21 protein-coding genes and 1 pseudogene are annotated in these 16723 nt (G+C 69.2%); 5 read left to right on the top strand and 17 right to left on the bottom strand.

From position 1 onward, the window contains the following. Positions 1-493 precede the first annotated feature (493 nt). The 7 genes from PQI07_RS35985 to PQI07_RS35955 form a co-directional block, all read right to left on the bottom strand. Entirely contained in the window at positions 494-1120 is a 627-nt protein-coding gene (locus PQI07_RS35985) for a methyltransferase family protein (RefSeq protein ID WP_274929234.1), read from the bottom strand. Positions 1121-1228: 108 nt separating this feature from the next. Beyond that, entirely contained in the window at positions 1229-1879 is a 651-nt protein-coding gene (locus PQI07_RS35980) for a DUF1109 domain-containing protein (RefSeq protein WP_274929233.1), read from the bottom strand. Next, positions 1876-2238 carry a sigma factor-like helix-turn-helix DNA-binding protein gene (locus PQI07_RS35975; protein WP_342462690.1) on the bottom strand — a complete coding sequence of 121 codons (363 nt, stop codon included), beginning with the start codon at positions 2236-2238 and terminating at the stop codon, positions 1876-1878. The genes PQI07_RS35980 and PQI07_RS35975 overlap by 4 nt, the downstream gene beginning before the upstream one ends. 307 nt (positions 2239-2545) lie before the next feature. Beyond that, entirely contained in the window at positions 2546-3442 is an 897-nt protein-coding gene (gene rpoH, locus PQI07_RS35970) for an RNA polymerase sigma factor RpoH (RefSeq protein ID WP_274929231.1), read from the bottom strand. 53 nt (positions 3443-3495) lie between these two features. Then, a complete protein-coding gene (locus PQI07_RS35965) occupies positions 3496-3726 on the bottom strand; it encodes a hypothetical protein (protein ID WP_274929230.1) in 231 nt (76 codons plus the stop codon). 250 nt (positions 3727-3976) lie between these two features. Then, the gene (locus tag PQI07_RS35960; RefSeq protein ID WP_274929229.1) at positions 3977-4198 is read right to left on the bottom strand and encodes an MVB12 family protein; all 222 of its coding nucleotides are present in this window, start codon (positions 4196-4198) and stop codon (positions 3977-3979) included. A gap of 198 nt (positions 4199-4396) precedes the next feature. After that, on the bottom strand, positions 4397-4759 hold the full coding sequence (locus PQI07_RS35955; protein WP_274929228.1) for a hypothetical protein: 363 nt from the start codon (positions 4757-4759) through the stop codon (positions 4397-4399). 365 nt (positions 4760-5124) lie between these two features. Here PQI07_RS35955 and PQI07_RS35950 point away from each other — a divergent pair, with 365 nt between their 5' ends. From PQI07_RS35950 to PQI07_RS38055, 4 genes and pseudogenes are all read left to right on the top strand, one after another. After that, positions 5125-5436, top strand: a complete 312-nt coding sequence (locus tag PQI07_RS35950) for a hypothetical protein (protein WP_274929227.1) — start codon at positions 5125-5127, stop codon at positions 5434-5436. Between the two features lie 325 nt (positions 5437-5761). Continuing rightward, the gene (locus tag PQI07_RS35945; RefSeq protein WP_274929268.1) at positions 5762-6319 is read left to right on the top strand and encodes a sigma-70 family RNA polymerase sigma factor; all 558 of its coding nucleotides are present in this window, start codon (positions 5762-5764) and stop codon (positions 6317-6319) included. Then, positions 6316-6960, top strand: coding sequence for a DUF1109 domain-containing protein (locus tag PQI07_RS35940; RefSeq protein WP_274929226.1), 645 nt, complete (start codon positions 6316-6318; stop codon positions 6958-6960). The genes PQI07_RS35945 and PQI07_RS35940 overlap by 4 nt, the downstream gene beginning before the upstream one ends. A 469-nt stretch (positions 6961-7429) precedes the next feature. Beyond that, positions 7430-7735, top strand: a pseudogene (locus PQI07_RS38055) (ISKra4 family transposase); the annotation flags it as partial. Positions 7736-7811: 76 nt separating this feature from the next. On the opposite strand, the gene PQI07_RS35930 reads toward PQI07_RS38055, so the two are convergent. The 10 genes from PQI07_RS35930 to PQI07_RS35885 all read right to left on the bottom strand — a co-directional run bounded on the left by PQI07_RS35930 (position 7812) and on the right by PQI07_RS35885 (position 15792). Continuing rightward, complete coding sequence (locus tag PQI07_RS35930) at positions 7812-8213, bottom strand: ArsR/SmtB family transcription factor (protein WP_274929224.1); 402 nt, start codon at positions 8211-8213, stop codon at positions 7812-7814. A gap of 127 nt (positions 8214-8340) precedes the next feature. After that, entirely contained in the window at positions 8341-9081 is a 741-nt protein-coding gene (locus tag PQI07_RS35925) for a cytochrome c biogenesis CcdA family protein (protein ID WP_274929223.1), read from the bottom strand. Further along, positions 9074-9781, bottom strand: coding sequence for an ABC transporter ATP-binding protein (locus PQI07_RS35920; protein WP_274929222.1), 708 nt, complete (start codon positions 9779-9781; stop codon positions 9074-9076). The genes PQI07_RS35925 and PQI07_RS35920 overlap by 8 nt, the downstream gene beginning before the upstream one ends. Further along, positions 9774-10937 (bottom strand): ABC transporter permease, encoded by a 1164-nt coding sequence (locus PQI07_RS35915; RefSeq protein WP_274929221.1) that lies wholly within the window; start codon positions 10935-10937, stop codon positions 9774-9776. The genes PQI07_RS35920 and PQI07_RS35915 overlap by 8 nt, the downstream gene beginning before the upstream one ends. Positions 10938-10980: 43 nt before the next feature. Beyond that, positions 10981-11445, bottom strand: a complete 465-nt coding sequence (locus PQI07_RS35910) for a hypothetical protein (protein ID WP_274929220.1) — start codon at positions 11443-11445, stop codon at positions 10981-10983. Further along, positions 11442-11999, bottom strand: coding sequence for a TlpA family protein disulfide reductase (locus tag PQI07_RS35905; protein WP_274929219.1), 558 nt, complete (start codon positions 11997-11999; stop codon positions 11442-11444). Before PQI07_RS35905 ends, PQI07_RS35910 begins: the two co-directional genes overlap by 4 nt. Beyond that, positions 11996-13963 (bottom strand): heavy metal translocating P-type ATPase, encoded by a 1968-nt coding sequence (locus PQI07_RS35900; RefSeq protein WP_274929218.1) that lies wholly within the window; start codon positions 13961-13963, stop codon positions 11996-11998. The genes PQI07_RS35905 and PQI07_RS35900 overlap by 4 nt, the downstream gene beginning before the upstream one ends. An 89-nt stretch (positions 13964-14052) precedes the next feature. Then, positions 14053-14268, bottom strand: a complete 216-nt coding sequence (locus PQI07_RS35895; RefSeq protein ID WP_274929217.1) for a hypothetical protein — start codon at positions 14266-14268, stop codon at positions 14053-14055. 53 nt (positions 14269-14321) lie between these two features. Then, a complete protein-coding gene (locus tag PQI07_RS35890) occupies positions 14322-14948 on the bottom strand; it encodes a DsbA family protein (RefSeq protein WP_274929216.1) in 627 nt (208 codons plus the stop codon). An 82-nt stretch (positions 14949-15030) separates the two neighbouring features. Then, positions 15031-15792: a DsbA family protein gene (locus PQI07_RS35885; RefSeq protein ID WP_274929215.1), complete on the bottom strand. Its 762-nt coding sequence runs from the start codon at positions 15790-15792 to the stop codon at positions 15031-15033. 337 nt (positions 15793-16129) lie between these two features. Here PQI07_RS35885 and mog point away from each other — a divergent pair, with 337 nt between their 5' ends. Next, a complete protein-coding gene (gene mog, locus PQI07_RS35880; RefSeq protein ID WP_274929214.1) occupies positions 16130-16669 on the top strand; it encodes a molybdopterin adenylyltransferase in 540 nt (179 codons plus the stop codon). Positions 16670-16723: the final 54 nt, after the last annotated feature.

Below are 16723 nucleotides of genomic sequence, written 5' to 3'. Positions count from 1 at the left end.
TCCCGCACCGATGCACGGGGCGATCCTCAGAATTTGGGGCCGCCCGCGGTTCCGCCGAGGTTCTGCGCCTCGGGCGCGCGCTCCGGGAACTGGGCATTGCCGCGGGTGCTGCTGCGCAGGTCGCGGCCTTGCGCGTCACGCCGATGTCCCGCCCGGCGAGGGGCCGTCGCGATACTCCCGGTCGCCTTAGGCAAGACCTGCCCCTGAACCCGGTGTTGCGCGAGCCGATCAGCCGGTGCCGCTGAGGCTGCGCCCGCGAAAGCTACGGCCGTCGCGGCCATTACAAGGAGGTACTTCATCATCAGCTCTATCGAACTTGGGAGGGGCCGCGAAGGGCGCGTCTGATGATGAGTTCGGGAGCGCGGCCGATCCGGTTACAAAGGTTCGGATCGGGGGAAACCCCTGCTCCGGAGCCTGACATGGGCTGCCCCGAACCTGCCAGAAAACCGGGCAAGTTCGCGCGAACCATCGGCCAGACCGACCCGGTGGAGCGCTACCGACGGCGCAAGACCGGCATGAACGCAGGCACGCACTGCCGGTAATCCTGGTAGCGTTGCCCGAACTCGTGCAGAAGACGCTCCTCTTCCCGCCAAGCCAGCCTGAGATAGAGCCAGACGATCACCGGCGTCAGCAGCAGCGTCGGGAGAGTCGGCCAGTGTACGACCTCGCCAAGGATGGCGAGGAACAGGCCGCTGTACTGCGGGTGGCGCACGCGAGCGTAGATCCCATCGGTGATCAGGCGGCCGCGTGCGTGGACGACGGCCCGCCAGCCCTTGGTGAGCAGGACCAGGCCCGCCACGACGAGCGCGTAGCCGAGGATCATCTCAACGAGCGCACCGGCAGAACCATACCCGAGCAGCGTCGCCCAGAGATGGCCGCTGCCGTGAACGAGCGGGATCGGCACGTGGAGGAAGCTCGTCAGAACGTAGATGGTCAGGGGAAAGCCGTACATCTCGGCATAGAGCGCGATGATGAACGCTTGCACGGCGCCCGCCCCCGCCCAATCGCGCCAGCTGCGGGGTGCGAGGAAGTGGTACAGCGCCCAGGAGGCGATCACGATGGCGATGAGGGCCAGTGGCCAGAGCTCGAGCCACCGCCACTCCTGCAAAGGCCTATCCATGCTGCGATCTCACCTGAACGGCCCTCAGCATCATCCCTGCTCGGCAGCACGACAGAATGCGTGAGGACCCAGCAGCCGCAGCGCCCTTTGCTAAGCAGCTGCGGCACCTCACCAGCGCAGAAGGCGCGACCCGAGTACGGCACCTGCCAAGGTGCAGAGCGCGATCGTGCCGCCGTACCAGACAGCCACGAACGGGATCGTGTCGTCCATGCAGTGGAACGCGTATCCCGCCGCGCTCACGGCTCCGGAGGCAAGCCCCACGAACGCCCCTGTCAGGACGAGGTGCGTCGGCGCCCCGATCTTTCGCACGATCCACATGAGCGTGGCAAAGGGCACGACGGCGATGACCGGGATGGAGATCAGACATTCGAGCCACATCTCGCCCGCAACCATCGTTCGCCAATGCTGGGGAGGAGCGAGAGCAAGGCTGATCGCTGCGAGAAGTACGATCGCCACGAACGGCAGAGCGGCAATCCCGAGATGTACCCGCTCCTCTCCTCCGGGGCGTGCGAGCCTGCCGAGGTAGCGCAGGGCGACGACCCCGGCCATGGCGGCAAAGGCGACCTTGAACAGCAGGAAGGTGAGGGCGTCTCCCTCCCACAAATCTGGCCGCAGGCCGAGGGCGAGGACGCCGAGGCCGAGTGCACCCACGGCCCCGGCAGCAGCAGCCAGGCCAATCCTGCGCGTCATCCGAGGATCTTCCGGGGGCTCGTTCTCGAAGCTCGTACCGAGCCGGTCAATGAGCTCGTCTGTTCTCATTTGCGCTTGGCTCCCGCAAAAGTCGCCATCGCGTTCAAGCCGCGCTGAACGCTGACCTTGATGGCCGGCTCGGACATACCGGAGCGCTCGGCGGCCTCCGCGGCGCTCAAGCCCTCCACCTTCATGAAACGGACGGCTTGGCGCATCGTCCTGGGCAGCCGCGTGTGCAAGCGCTCGACGTCGCGCGCCACCAGCTCGCCGGCATCCTCGACCGGGACGTCAGCCAGCTCGGCCCGCGGGCGCCGTCGGTGATCGATGAGTTTGTAGCGGGCGATGGCGTAGACCCCGGATGTCACGGGCTGGGCCATATCGTCAGTGTGTCGGCGGGTGTGAACCGCCATGAGGGTCTCCTGGACCAGGTCCTCGGCTTCCGTGGCCGACCGTCCGCAACGGTAAGCTTGCCCTTGTAGTCAGCGCGCCGGTGCGCTCCGTGCCGATCGAGGAACCGGCGGTAATCCACGGCGCTCCCCGCACGACCGGAGGTGCGCAGGGCTCTGACTTCAGCGTCCTGGCGGATCACCGGATCTCTTCTCAGCGGCCCGACCCAGTCAGCAGCTGGAGGACGACTAACGGGTTCTGCCGCGGCCAGGTGATACAAGACCCTGGTCTGCGTCGGGCGCAGGGGCTGCGCCTGCCGCCACGCATCAAGGCCGAAGGGAAGAGCCGTCATTGTGGGCCGACGCGTGAACGGGCCGTCTCCCGGCGGCTCATCCCATTCCGCACCGCGGCGCTGACCTTCTCGAAGGCCCGCACCTCGATCTGGCGGACGCGCTCGCGGGAGATGCCGAACTCGCCGGAGAGATCCTCGAGGGTGATCGGGTCGTCGGCCAGCCGCCGCGCCTCGAAGATGCGCCGCTCGCGCGGATTGAGAACGCCGAGCGCGTCGCGCAGGGCCGAGAGGCGGTTCTGCCCCTCCTCCTCGCCCGCCAGCACCGCTTCCTGGCTCGGGCTGTGGTCCACGAGCCAGTCCTGCCACGCGCCCGCCCCCTCCGCGTGCAGGGGCGCGTTGAGGGAGGTGTCGCCGGACAGGCGCCGGTTCATGTCGATCACGTCCTGCTCCGGCACGCCGAGGCGGGTCGCGATCTGCTTGACCTGATCCGGCTTGAGGTCACCCTCTTCGAGCGCCGAGATGCGGCCCTTGGCCTTGCGCAGGTTGAAGAACAGCTTCTTCTGGTTCGCGGTGGTGCCCATCTTCACCAGCGACCACGAGCGCAGGATGTATTCCTGGATCGCGGCCTTGATCCACCACATCGCGTAGGTCGCGAGACGGAAGCCCTTGTCGGGATCGAAGCGCTTGACGGCCTGCATCAGGCCGACATTGCCCTCCGACACCACCTCGCCGACCGGCAGGCCGTAGCCGCGATAGCCCATGGCGATCTTGGCGACGAGCCGCAGGTGCGAAGTGACGAGACGATGCGCGGCCTCGCGGTCACCTGCGTCCCGCCAGCTCCTGGCGAGGGTGAACTCCTCGGCCGGCGCCAGCAAGGGAAACCGATGGATCTCGCTGAGGTAGCGGGGCGGGATGCCGAACTCAGACGAGACCGGCAGGGAGGTGTTCTGCATGACGGAGGCCGCCGATGTTCCTCGGGCAGGAAGCGGGGTCGGGTGAGGTCGGATCACTGTCGACCCCGGCCCCGACGGTTCGTGTTCTCCCGATGTGGGTTGCTGTTGATCGAACCCGTCGCGCGCACATCCGGGTTGACGTTGGGTTGCGAGGCAACGGAATGCGGCCTGTTCAACTCGTAGAGCTTGATGGCGTCGATACCGTTCGGGCCGGCGAAAGCAACGTACGGTGTTGCCACCGCGATCACGGTGGCAATCGCCAGGGCTATGGCTGATGACTTCATGGCAGTTGACCCTTCTTGCGAGACGAAATCGAGGTGTTGGCTTGAGCCCCCGGTTGCGCCGCGAGCCGTTACGGATGCGAGGGTTTCTCGAAGGGAGCGGTGCCAACACGTGACACAGCGGCATGCCGGGCTCGTCGCCCCGGCGGCAGCTCTCTTGAGCTCACGACGGCGGGCCGGCGCGGTTTTTCGCGTTCAAGCCCGCCCCGTGGACGGCGCCCGCGGCTCACCCGGCTCGGACCATCCCGTCGCGTCAGAAGTTCGATCCGGGTCGGGCCGGCTGGCGGGGCGCTGGGCGGCGGGGCGTGACGTTGACCGACCCGGTCGTGCGGGCGGCGTCCGGCGCTTCGAGAGTGCGGGGCGCCGTCTGGTGCGCCCCAGGCCGGAAGCGGAGCGGCACATTGTCGATCCACCCGGCGAGGGCGTAACCCGGCAACCCGGCAACCATGGCGATGCCGGCGAATACGGGGATCATCTTACTCCTCATGGCGGGACTCTTTCGCTTACCTTGAAGCTTGTTGCTTCTGTCCTTGATTTCGGACCTGCCGCGAAAGCCGTTACAGCCCCCTCCAAATTTTTGATTTGGCACGGCCGGCGGCGCGAGGGGCCGCCGCAATCGCCGCCCAGCGGGGATCGCTCCTCCGCCCGAGGGGCGGACGCGCACGGTCGGGCCTCAATCCTCGGTTCGGGGCGGGGAGAACAGGTAGAACCCGTCACGGCTGGCCGCCTTCCGGGCCGATGCCGCCTTGAAGCCCGCCGGCCTGAAGCCTCGCTTGCCCAGGGTACCCCGGTACTGCCACGCCGCACCGGTGAGGAAGTCCGGGATCGGGAGGCTTGTCGGAACCGCGCAGAACAGGTCCCGGGCGAACTGGGCTTCGAAGATGACGTAGGTCCGTGGCGGCGACTTGGCCCGACCATGGGCACCCTCGGCGAGCGTCGCGACGCGCTCCCGAGGTCGGGGGCGGCGTTCCCGCGAAGCCGGGGTTCCACCGTCCGCGCGCCTCCCCCTCGGCGGCCCCATACGCACCGAAGCCACCCCGATCATGTCCGGCCCGGTGTCGCCGATCCTCGATGACGGCGCGTTGGCGCCGTGCATCCCGCGCCGCTGCGGAGCGCGACCGGCGCGAACCGCGGCCGTGAAGGCCGCATCGGCCCGGGATGCGAGCCGCCGCAATGCCGGCCACGAACCACCTGCGACATCAAAGTCATGGTGCCGAGTTCGGAGGCGGCGGACGCTTCGTTACAACGTGGGCTGCCGGGGCGACGCCCGCCGGACGCCGGCAGACCCGACTTAACCATGCGCGGCAAACCGGTCGCCCAGCCGATTGCGCACCCTTTCGATGCGCCCGCCCGCCTGTTATGCCGGGTCGGATGTCCTGGCTGCGGTCCCGTTCCCTCTGCGTGTGGTTCCTGACCCTCGCCCTCGTGGCGGGGTTCGCGCTGCATGGTGTGCAGGCCGCGCACATGAAGGCGTCCATGCCGGTGGCGGCGATGCAGGTGCCGATGCCCGACGGCTGCGATGGATGTGACGAGGGCGGGAAAGCCTCCGCAGCCTGCTCACTGCTGTGCGCCGGCTTCGTCGCCATCGTGCCGGCGGCGTTCGGCCCCCGGATCACCGGGGCTCCGTTCGCGTACGCGCTCGCGGATGTCGCAGGCACGAGCTTGCTAGGTCCGCCCGATCCCTTGCCGCCCAAGAGCCCCGTCCTGAACTAGGCGCGCCGGCCAGCCGGCGCGCTGGCAGCCGCGCTTGCGGCGACAGCCTCCGTGCGAGCTTGTGCCCGGGTCCCTCATCGAAAGGCCGGCCCCTACGGCATTCCAGGACGAGACCGATGTCATCCCACCGTGACCCGGCCCATGGCCGCCTGTCCTCGGCGCGCAGCTGCGCGCGCAGCCTGTCCCTTTGCGGTCCGGCGCCCGACCCAGGCCATCCAGCGATGCTCCGCACCGGGAGCCGCCATGACCTGGCCCCACCGCCATCGTGCCGGGGAGCAATTGTAACCGTTGAGGCAGACCTCCCGAACTCGGTTGGGAGTGCATGATGATTGCCAGTGAAGCAGAGCTCAGGGGCCTGATGAGGGCCAGCCTGGACGGTGACGCGGCTGCATACCGGGCGGTTCTCGACCGCCTGAGCCGGCATCTGCGCGCCTATTACCGTGGTAAGCTGGCCCGCATCGGGCGAAGCCAGTCCGAGGCGGAGGATCTCGTGCAGGACACGCTGATGGCGATCCATACGCGTCGGCATACCTACGACGTGAACCAGCCGTTCACCCCGTGGGTGCAGGCCATCGCCCGCTACAAGCTGATCGATCACTTGCGCCATACCCGCCCCTCGATGGCCGATGTGCCCATCGAGGATGCGGGCGACTTCGAGGCGCAGGACGACCATGCCGGTGCGGAGAGCGCGCACGACCTGGATCGGCTCCTGGCCAAGCTGCCCGAGAAGATGCGGCGCGCGATCCGCTACGTGAAGCTCGACGGCTTGAGCGTCGCCGAGGCCGCCAGCCGAACCGGCATGTCGGAATCCGCCATCAAGGTCAGCGTCCACCGTGGTCTCAAAGCCATGGCGTCCGCGATCAGCCAAGGAAGGGGACGATGAGAACGAACGAGCTGATCGAGATGCTCAGCACGAACATCGAGCCGACCGACCACGGCCGGCTCAAGCGCGGCCTCGGCCTCGCCGCGGCGCTCGGCGCGGGGGCGGCGCTCTGCGTCGCGCTTCTGGTACTCGGGGTCAGGCCGGACCTCCGTCACCCCGGGGTGCTCGGCTTCCTGCTCCTGAAGGTCGCCTTCGGCGCCGGCATCGTCGTCCTGGCCGGGTGGCTGTTGACCAAGGTCGCACGCCCGGGCGGTGAGACCCGGATCCGGGCCTGGGTCGCCGTGGCGCCGTTCCTCGGCGTCATGCTGCTGGCCGCGCTCAGCCTGGCCTCGGCGCCGAGCTCGCACTGGGACAGGATGCTCGTCGGCCACATGTGGCTGGAGTGCCTCGTGTCGATCCCGATCATCGGCGTGCTGCCCTTCGCCGTGCTGGTCTGGGCCGTCCGCCGGTTCGCCGCACCGACCGACCTCGTCCGGACGGGCGCGCTCGTCGGGCTGGCCGCCGGGGGGATCAGCGCGATGGGGTACGCCCTCCATTGCATGGACGACTCGGTCCCGTTCGTGGCGCTCTGGTACGGCGGCACCATCGCCTTCTGCACCCTCGCCGGTGCCCTGCTCGGGCCCCGTCTGCTGCGTTGGTGACGTCCGCGAGCCCGCGCGGCCGCCGCCCGAACGCCGACGCGGGGTTCCGCGTCGCTCGACCGGGGCGGCTCAGCGGCCCCGCGGGCCTGTCGGGCCGGCGTGACGTAGGCCGCGACGGGTCTCGCCCGGACCGCGGCGACCCGGCGGCGCGAGCCGAGCGCAACCCGCCCTGGACTTGCGAGCAGCCATGAGCCCGCTGATGGTGATCCGCTACGGTGCCCTCGCGGCGACGGCCGGCCTGGGGCTCGCCCTCGGGGCGGTCGGCGACATGGCCGCTCCGCCGCAGCCTCGGGTCGTGGCCGGCGGGGAGCAGCACGCCCGAGGGGTCGCCCACCACGACGAGGCGGCAGGCGAGCAACTGCTGAGGACGCTGGAGCGGATCAAATGGCTGCTCTGGCACGAGAAGGTGCACTGGGCCTTCGAGGAGGCGACCTCGCTTTACGATGACGTGGACGGGCTGGAGCTGACCTACCCGCACCTCCGCAAGCTCGTCCACGCGGCGCGCGAGCTCCTGAGCCACATCGCCAACGGCTGGGTCGGCCTGATCAACTACGGCGAACGCTTCAGATCGGGTGAGCGCATCTCCGCGGCCATGGCTGAGAGCACGGTCGACGTCGTTGCCAGCAAGCGCTTCGCCAAGCGTCAGCAGATGCAGTGAACTCGGCGCGGCACCCACCTCCTACTCCAGACGCGGACGCGCGCACTGGACGGCACGCTCCGGCCCCTGTTCGAGCGATGGTATCCGAGCCTCGCCAACAACAATGCCGACGCGGCGTCAGCGCTCCACAAAACTTCATGGTCCCGCGGCCCGGGACACGCAACGTGGGCTCATGCCCTATCGGTGACTGCGGCTAGCAAGAGTCGTCGCCGCAGCCGATCTCGGTGCAAGCCACTACGCCCCGGGCGGTGTCGGCCACGAGTTCCTCGGTGAGGCGTAGCAGGGCCTCGACGCGCGGGTCGCCGAGGCGGTAGCGCACGAAGCGCCCCGCCTGATCGCGCAGGACCAGACCGCAATCGTACAGGCAGCCCAGGTGATTGGAGACGTTCGACTGCGTCAGCCCCGTGGCCTGCACGATCTCCGACACGCTCAGCGCCCCGGGGCGCAGCGCCTCCAGGATGACGAGGCGCGAGGGATCGGACAGGCCGCGGCAGAGCTTGGCCATGTGTTCGGCCTTCCGGCGCAGGGCCGCCGGCGCAGCGCTGCGCTGGGGCCGAACACGCCGCGCCGGCAGGAGGGTCTGGTCTTCAGCCATGCTTGGATATCGTCATTCGCCGATATGTGGAGCGACGCCTCTCGATTCCCAACCCGGCAAGCGCGCACGGTGCGTCGATGCTGGGGTTCGTCCTGTGGGGCCGAACAAGCAAGTCTCGGACGCCTTGTCAGCCGATCTGGCCGAGGGCTGGCCAGGTTTCCAGCAGCCAAGAGCCGATCTCCGTCAGGCGGCCCGTCATCATGGCGAGGCCCATGCCGATCATCACCCCTCCGGCCGCGAGATTGAGGAGCCGTCCGAACCGGCCGAGGCCGCGCCCGAGGCCGAGCAGACGGTCGGTGAACAGCGTGGCCAGCAGGAACGGCAGCCCGAGCCCGAGCGAGTAGACGGCGAGCAACACCATGCCGCCCGAGTCGGCGGTGACCGTGGTCACGGCGAGGATCGACCCCAGCACGGGTCCGATGCAGGGTGTCCAGCCGAAGGCGAAGGCCAGGCCGAGGAGGTAGGCCCCGCCTGGCCCGCCGCCAGGAACCGCCCCGTGGTAGCGCAGGTCGCGTTGCAGGGCCGGGAGCCGCAGGAAGCCCGTCGTCACCAGGCCGAAGAGAAGGATGACGGCACCGCCGAGGAGGCCGGCCTCATCCCGGTAGGACAGGACGAGCCGGCCCAGCGCCGTGGCGCCGGCGCCCAGAAGGACGAACACGGTCGAGAAACCGAGCACGAAACACAGCCCGAGGAGGAGCGCGCGGACAGCGGGCCCGGCTCGCGCGCCGCTCCTCGCTTGACCAACGAGTGACCGGCCAGCCACGAAGGACACGTAACCGGGCACCAGCGGCAGCACGCACGGGGACAGGAACGAGACCGCGCCGCCGGCAAAAGCGGTCAGCAGACCCGCTGTCGAGACCTCAGGCACCGGCGCGCTCCACGGCCGCGTCCGCCGCGATCCGGCCGTCGCGGACGTTGACGAGCCGCTCCGCCCTGGCGGCCACGGCCGGGCTGTGGGTCACCATGACGAGGGTCCGTCCCTGGCGGTGAAGCGCGGCCAGCCGGTCGAGGACGTCCGCCTCGGCCGTCGAGTCCAGGTTCCCGGTCGGTTCGTCGAGAAGCAGGAGATCCGGGTCGTTGGCGAGCGCCCGAGCCAGGGCGACGCGTTGTTGCTGGCCACCCGAGAGCTGGCCCGGCAGATGGCCGGCCCGGTCGGCGAGCCCCACTTGGTCCAGGAGGTCGAGCCCCTTGCCGCGTGCCCGGGACGCGGGCCAGCCGCCGAACCAGAGGGCGGTCTGAACGTTTTCGAGCGCGGTCAGGTGAGGCAGCAGATTGAAGAACTGGAACACGAAGCCGATCTTGCGCGCCCTCACCGTGGCGAGGCGGCGAGCGCTCAGGCGGGACAACTCCTCCCCATCGAGGTGGATCTTCCCACTCGTCGAGCGGTCGAGCGCGCCCATCAGGTGGAGCATCGTGCTCTTGCCATGACCGGAGGGCCCGACGACCGCGACCCAACTGCGCCGCTCGATCGCGAGCGACGCCTCGTCCAAGGCTACCGCCGCCGCCTCGCCGCGGCCGTAGACCCGGGACACCTTCTCCAAGCGGACCAGCGCATCTGCCTCAGACATGTCGGATCGCATCCATGGGTGTGAGCCGCGCCGCGCGCCAAGCCGGATAGAACCCGGCGAGCAGGGCCAGGGCGACGGAGAACGCCAGCACGCCCGCCATCGTCCCGGGGTCGAGCGCCGGCGCGGGCGATTGGCGCAGGGCCGCCGTGAAGGGATTGTCGGCCAGGGACGGGCCGATCCAATAGGCCGCCAGCACGCCGAGGCCGAGGCCGATCAGCCCTCCGAGGCCGCCGTAAAGACCGGATTCCAGGAGGAAGCCGACGAACAGCGTGCGCCGGGTTCCCCCGATGGCCTGCAGGATGCCGATCTCGCGCCGGCGTTCGTAGACGGCCGTCATGAGCGTGTTGGCGATGCCGAAGGCGGCGGCTACCACGCCGACGATGGCGACCGCCTGCATGGCCGCGCCGACGGTGCCGACGATGGAGAGGACCGAGTTCACGAGCTGCTTGTCCGACACCACGGCGACGTTGGCCGCTTCCTGGATGCGCAGGCTGATCTCGTCCGCCCGCTCCAGGTCGTCGACCTGCACGGCGACGAAGGAGACCTTGCCCTCCGTCTCGTAGATGCGCTGGACGACGGGAAGCGGCGCGAAGGCGGCGACGTCGTCCTTGGTTCCGGTCGTGTCCAGGACGCCCAGGATCGGGAGCGGGCGGCCTCGCACGGTGAAGGTCTCCCCCGCACGGAGTTCGAACTGCTGGGCGATGGCCGCGCCGATAACCACGCCTTCCTCGTCGGGTTCCTGGAAGTAGCGCCCCGAGCCCACGCGCCAGCCTTGGAGCACCCGCATCGCTGTCGGCTGAATGCCGATCAGCGGCACCGGGCGGTTCCGGAACGCCGTTCGCTGGTTCAGGTAGGGCACGGCCGTCCGCACCCCCGGCACGGCGGCGATCTTGGCGAGTTCCGTCATCGCGATGGCTTCCGGCAGCTGCTCGCCGGTGAGAACCGAGATCTGCTCGTAGGCGCACCAGCCCTTGGGGGTGACGACGAGGTTCGCCCCCAGCCCCTGGGCCTGACGTCGGATCTCCTGGGCCAGGCCCTGGCCAAGCGTGAGAAGGGCCACGAAGGCCGCGATGCCGATGGCCACGCCCGCCAGCGTGAACGCGAAGCGGCCGGGCCGGCGGACGAGATTGCGCCAGACAAGGGTCCCGAGATTCACGCTGCGTCTCCCGCCGAGGCTGCCGTCGTCCCGCAAGGGCGCGTCATCGAAACTGACCGTGGTTCCTCAGGCCGGTCACCCGGAAATACGGGTGCCGGTCGCCCTGGACGAGCTCGCCTTCCAGGTCGACCTCGTCCCAGCGCGCAACCTGCATCGCGGTCTCCGCACTGACCGGCAGGTAGAACTTCGCGCAGTTCGTCGACTTGCAGATCTTGGCCTCGCGGGCATCCACAACCACGAACTTGCGGGGGCTGGTGCCCTCGGTTCTGGCGACGACCGCGCGCAGCGTCATGCCGCCCTTATAGTTGAAGGGATCCGCGGCGATGTCATCGACCTGGAGCGCGCCGGGAGGCAGCGGCCTTGGCGTGCCGCCCAGCCCGGCGAGGACGTTTCCGGTCGCGCCCCGGGTGTTGGCCCAGAGGGCTCCTCCCAGGACGGCGATGCCGACGGCCGTGAGCGTGGCGAGCGCGAGCCGGGACGCCCGCGAGGTGGGTGTTGCCGTGTTCATGAGGTCCTTCCTCCCTGTTGGGCGATGGCATTTCTCAGGATCGCCTCGAGCCGCGGCCCGTCCCATTCCGCCGGCCCGACGAAGCGGCCGATCTCGTGGCCGTCTCTGTCGAACAGGAGGGTGGTCGGCAGCCCGGCGGCGCCGACCTGCGGCAGGGCGGCTCCCGCGGTGTCGAGGAACACTGACAGGTGCCGCACGCCGACGGTTTCGTAGAACCGGCGCACGACCGCGGCGCCGCCGCGGTCCACGGACAGGGCGACGACCTGGAAGTCCGTCCCGACGAGCTTGCCTTGCAGACGGTCCAGCGCCGGCATCTCGTGGCGGCAGGGCAGGCACCAAGTCGCCCAGAGATTGACGAGAACGACCTTGCCGCGGAAATCCGCCAGGCGAGACGGACGTCCCTCGCCGTCCACGAACGCCAGCGCGGTGGGGGAACCGGGGCCGGCGACGTTCGACCAGAGCGCCCCGCCGGCAAGGAGCAGGACAGCGGGGACCAGCCACGCCCGGCGCCGGATGCCCGGCCGCTTCAGGCTGTCCATGCGGGTCGGGCTCATGACCGCGCCCCGGCCGAGCGTGGCACGGACGGGTCTTGGTCGAGCCGAGGTGGCGGGCGTCCGGGCTTGTCGGGACCGCCCCCGCCCGGCCGCGCGCCGGACCTCGGACGTAAGAGGCGAGCCGAGTTCGCGAGAATTCCGAAATCGGGCCCTGCCTGCGCCGCGGCTGCCAGCGTCGGTGGCAGAAGGCCGAATGCCGCGAGGCTGAGGCCGGTCAGGTTGTAGACGACCGTGAAGCCGAGATTGAACCGCACGGCCCTCATGGTGCGCCGCGCGATGCGGACCACTTCGGGCACGAGGGTCCAATCCTCCCGCATGAGTGCGACATGCGAGGCCTCCAGGGCGACGCCGCTGCCCGCGGCGCCCATCGCGATGCCGACGTCGGCCTGAGCCAGGGCCGGTGCGTCGTTGACGCCGTCGCCGATCATCACGACGACGTGCCCGCGGCTCTGGTACTCCTTGACGACCGCGATCTTCTCCTCCGGCAACAGGTCGGCGCGAAAATCCAGGCCGAGCGGACCGGCGAGCGCAGCGGCGGTGCGCGCGTTGTCGCCCGTCAACAGCTCAAAATGCCGGATGCCGAGCGCCCGCAGCGCGGCGAGGGCGGCCGGCACCTCGGGCCGCTCGGTGTCCGTCGCCGCAAGAACCCCGACAGGGCTGCCATCGCAGGTCACGACCACGAGCGTCTTGCCCGCCGCTTCAAGATCGGCCATCCGCGGCGGTCTGTGAAATCCGTCCGGCAGCAGGCGTTTGCCGCCCACGGTGACCGTCGCGCCCTCGATCCGTGCCCGCACGCCGTGGCCGGGCATGGCCTCGAAGTGCTCGGGCTCACCCGGACAAAGCTGGCGTTCGGCCGCCGCCGCTCGCACCGCTTCGGCCAGGGGATGTTCGGAGTAGCGTTCCGCGCCCGCCGCCATCCTCAGCAACCGCTCCTCGCCCGGAGCGCCCGACCCATCGAACGGCACCACGTCCGTGATCCGAGGCCGGCCGAGCGTCAGCGTGCCGGTCTTGTCGAGCAGCACCACGTCGGCCCGGGCGAGAGCCTCCAGGTAGCGCCCACCCTTGATCAGGAGACCGCGCCGGGCGGCGCTGCCGATCGACGCGATCATGGCGACGGGCGTGGCCAGCGCGAACGAACAGGAGCAGGCCACCATCAGCACCGCCGCGGTCGCGAGCGCGTTTCCACTCAGAAAGTAGGTGGCGGTCGCGACGGCGATGACGACGGGCAAGTACCAGGTCGCGAACGTGTCCGCGAGGCGCTGTACGTCGGCGCGGTGTCGATCGGCCTCCTCGACCATCTTGATGACCCGGCCAAAGGTCGTGTCGGCGCCGATGGCGGTCGCTCGGACACGCAGGGCGCCGAGGTGAGCGAAGCTCGCCGCGAACACGCGCGCGCCGGGGCCGGCTTCGACCGGCATCGACTCGCCGGTGATCGAGGCCTGGTTCACGGTGGCCTGACCGGCGATGACCTCGCCGTCGACGGGAACCTTCTCGCTCGGGCGCACGACCACGGTCTCGCCGATCCGCACCTCGGCGACCGGCACGTCGATCTCGGACCCGTGGCGCTCGACCCGGGCTCTCTCGGGAGCGAGGCTGGTCAGCTCCCTGACGGCGCGGCGTGCGCGCTCGGCGGTGAAATGCTCGATGTAATCGGCGAGCCGCATGAAGAACACGACGATGATGGCGGCCGGCCAAGCCCCCGTGAGCACGGCGGCGCCGAGGCCGACCGTCATGAGGGTGTGCGAGGTCACGCGCCGCTTGACGGCGGCGCGCAGGACGGAACGGAAGATCGGGTAGCCGCCGAGGAGGACCGCCGCGAGCCAGAGCGGCCATGGGACAAACTCGGACATCCGGTCCAGAAGACCGGACCATTCGGCGAAGACCACGAACCCGACGACAACCCCCAGGGTCGCACCGAAGGCGGCGAGCAGACCGGCCGAGAAGCCGGCCATCGTGTTCTGCATCGCAGGGGCGCGCGCGGACGAAACGGCGCCGCAGCCGTCGGCGCACCCGCAAGCCGGAGCGTCGGCAGCATCTTGGTCCGCTATTCCGCTCAGCATGCCTCGACCTCCGCGCGCACGGTCCGGGTGCTGAGGGTGACACCCCGTGCGGTGTCGGCCGGCCCCGCTTCCGGCAAGCGCAGCAGGACCGCGACGCCCGGATCGCGCAGCTCCAGAGGCCGGGCGCGCGAAGCCGATGCCGCCGTGCAGTGCGTCATACCGGCGTGTTCACGGGCGCCGATGCGGCGGGCAAGGGTATGTGAGGCCATTCTCGACACGGTGCGCGATGGGTGGGGACGAACGCCGGGACGGGCTCGCGTCCTCAGGAAGCGAGCAGGGGGGCGATGATTTTTTCGATGTCACTCATCGAAAGGTTCCCCGTGTATCTTTGTCCGTTGATGAAGAAAGTCGGCGTTGAACTCACCTTGAAGGTCTCGGTGGCCCGCCGCTTCACGGCGCTGACCGACTCGTATAACGTCTGATCCTTGAGGCAGGACTCGAACTTTTCTTCTGAAAACCCAGCTTGCCGCAGGATCGTCTGTAGACCGTCCAAGGGCTTGGCCGCGAAAGCCCAGTCCTTCTGATGATCGAAGAGTAGATCTGTGACCGGGTAATAGCTTGCATCGCCCTTGCAGCGGGCCAGCATGAATCCGGCGGTTGCCAGCGGGTCCAGCGGAAACTCGCGCAGGATGAAGCGCACCTTTCCCGTGTCGATGAAGCGCTTCTTCAGCTCCGGGTACGTCTCTCGGTGAAAGGCCGCACAGTGGCCGCAGGTCAGGGACGCGTATTCGACAATTGTCACCTTGGCATCCGGCGGTCCGAGTACGACGTCCCCGAGCGGCCCTGCCTCGGCGAGATCGCGAGCCGAGGGATTTTGCGCAAGGGCTGGATTAACGGCTGCCGGGGCCGATGCGATCAACATCAACTGAAGGAGGCCGCGTCGGTTCATCAGTTCGCTTTCTCGGCAGATGCTTGGATGCGCTGGCTCGATCTGCGGAATGAGGCCTGGCGAGCGCGCGGATAGATTTTGGTCAGCACGAAAGCTTTTCCCATGCGCGGATGTTCACGATGGCCCGCTGCAGCGCTTCGGCGCCAACTGCGCCCGCGATGACGCCGTCGTTCAGGACGAACGCCGGGGTCCCCGTTATGCCGAGCTTGTCGGCCAGCGCGGCATTCTCCCGGAGCACGGCCGCGACCGCTTGGTCCTGCATGTGCTTCCGCAGCTTCTCCGGATCGAGCCCGAAGTCCTTGGCGACCGCGAGGGCGCGGTCCCCGTCGGCGCGACCTCGCGTTTCCATCAGCTTGGCATGGAACTCTCGGAGCTTGCCTGCGGGCAGGTCCCGTTTCGCGGCGACCGCGACGCGGCTCGCGTCCGTCGAGGCCGCCCCGAGAACCGGGAACTCCTTGAGGACCACCCGCAGCTGCGGATCGCCCTTGATCAGGACGTCCACATCGCTTTTCGCCTTTCGACAGTACGGGCAATTGTAATCGAAAAACTCCACGAGCGTGACGTCGCCGGCTGGATTGCCGATAACGTAATCGTTCGGGGAGTTGATGAGATGATCACGCTCTTCGCGCAGCGTGATAGCTTGTGTCGCTTTCTGCGCCTCTTGCTGGCGTCGCTCAAGCTCGGTCAAGGCATCCTGCACCACGTCCGGGTTCTTCAGCAGATAGTCCCGCATGACGCCTTCGATGGCGTGCCGCTGCTCCGCGCTCAAGATGCCGGACTGACCCTGCGCCACAGCCGGAGCGGCAGCGAGCAACCCGATGAGTGCGAGGCGAAAGGGGATCATGAGTGCGGCTTGGCTCCATCCGACCGGCCCCGTCCGGGGTGCCTTGCGGTACCGAATATCTCATCATATTCGCATGTGCTGATATGTCTGGCAAGAGCCTGACCGGGGCGGCCCTGCCGGCACACCGCGGCCGCGCGATCCTGGGATGTCCGGCCGTCTGATGCGGATATTTCGAAACGCGATGGCACGTTCAACAACGGCAACGGTGCTTCCTCAGGGGCGGCACCGTTCACGCGGTCGGAAGCCGCAGCTCCGTGGAGCGGCACCCTCGCGACCGACCGTCGACTCGCCCGAGTGACAAGGCTCTGCCGCACGTGAAATTTGGAGACGGCCTCTCATGACCTCATCGGACCGCTCGGCGCGGATCGGCCTCCTGACGGTCTCGGACCGTGCGAGCTCGGGCGGCTACGCGGACGCGAGCGGGCCGGCCATGCACGCCGTCCTTGCGGAAATCCTCGCCTCCCCCTGGGAGGCGGTCGCGCGCACGGTGCCCGACGGCGTCGAGAGCGTGCGTGACGCCCTGGTCCGGCTCGTGGACGACGCGCGCTGCGACCTGGTCCTGACCACCGGCGGGACGGGGCCGGCGCCCCGCGACCTCACCCCCGAGGGTACCGAGGCCGCCTGCGACAGGATGATGCCCGGCTTCGGCGAACTCATGCGGCGGCGCAGCCTGGAGCAGGTGCCGACCGCCATCCTGTCGCGGCAGACGGCGGGCCTGCGCGGCAAGGCGCTGATCGTGAACTGTCCCGGGCGTCCGTCGTCCATCCGCCTCAGCCTGCTCGCGGTCTTCCCGGCCATCCCGTATTGCCTCGACCTGATCGGGGCGGCGCGCATCGAGACGGATCCGGCCGTGGTGCAGGCGTTCCGGCCGGCTTAGCCCGCCGGAGACCGCCCAGTTTGCCACGGTCCGGTCCTGCCCTTGCAGGGTGCT

This window comes from Methylobacterium sp. 092160098-2 (genome assembly GCF_028920805.1).
Taxonomy (GTDB): Bacteria; Pseudomonadota; Alphaproteobacteria; order Rhizobiales; family Beijerinckiaceae; genus Methylobacterium; species Methylobacterium fujisawaense.
Note: the sequence above shows the minus strand (reverse complement) of the source record. Positions and strands in the feature narration are given on the sequence as shown.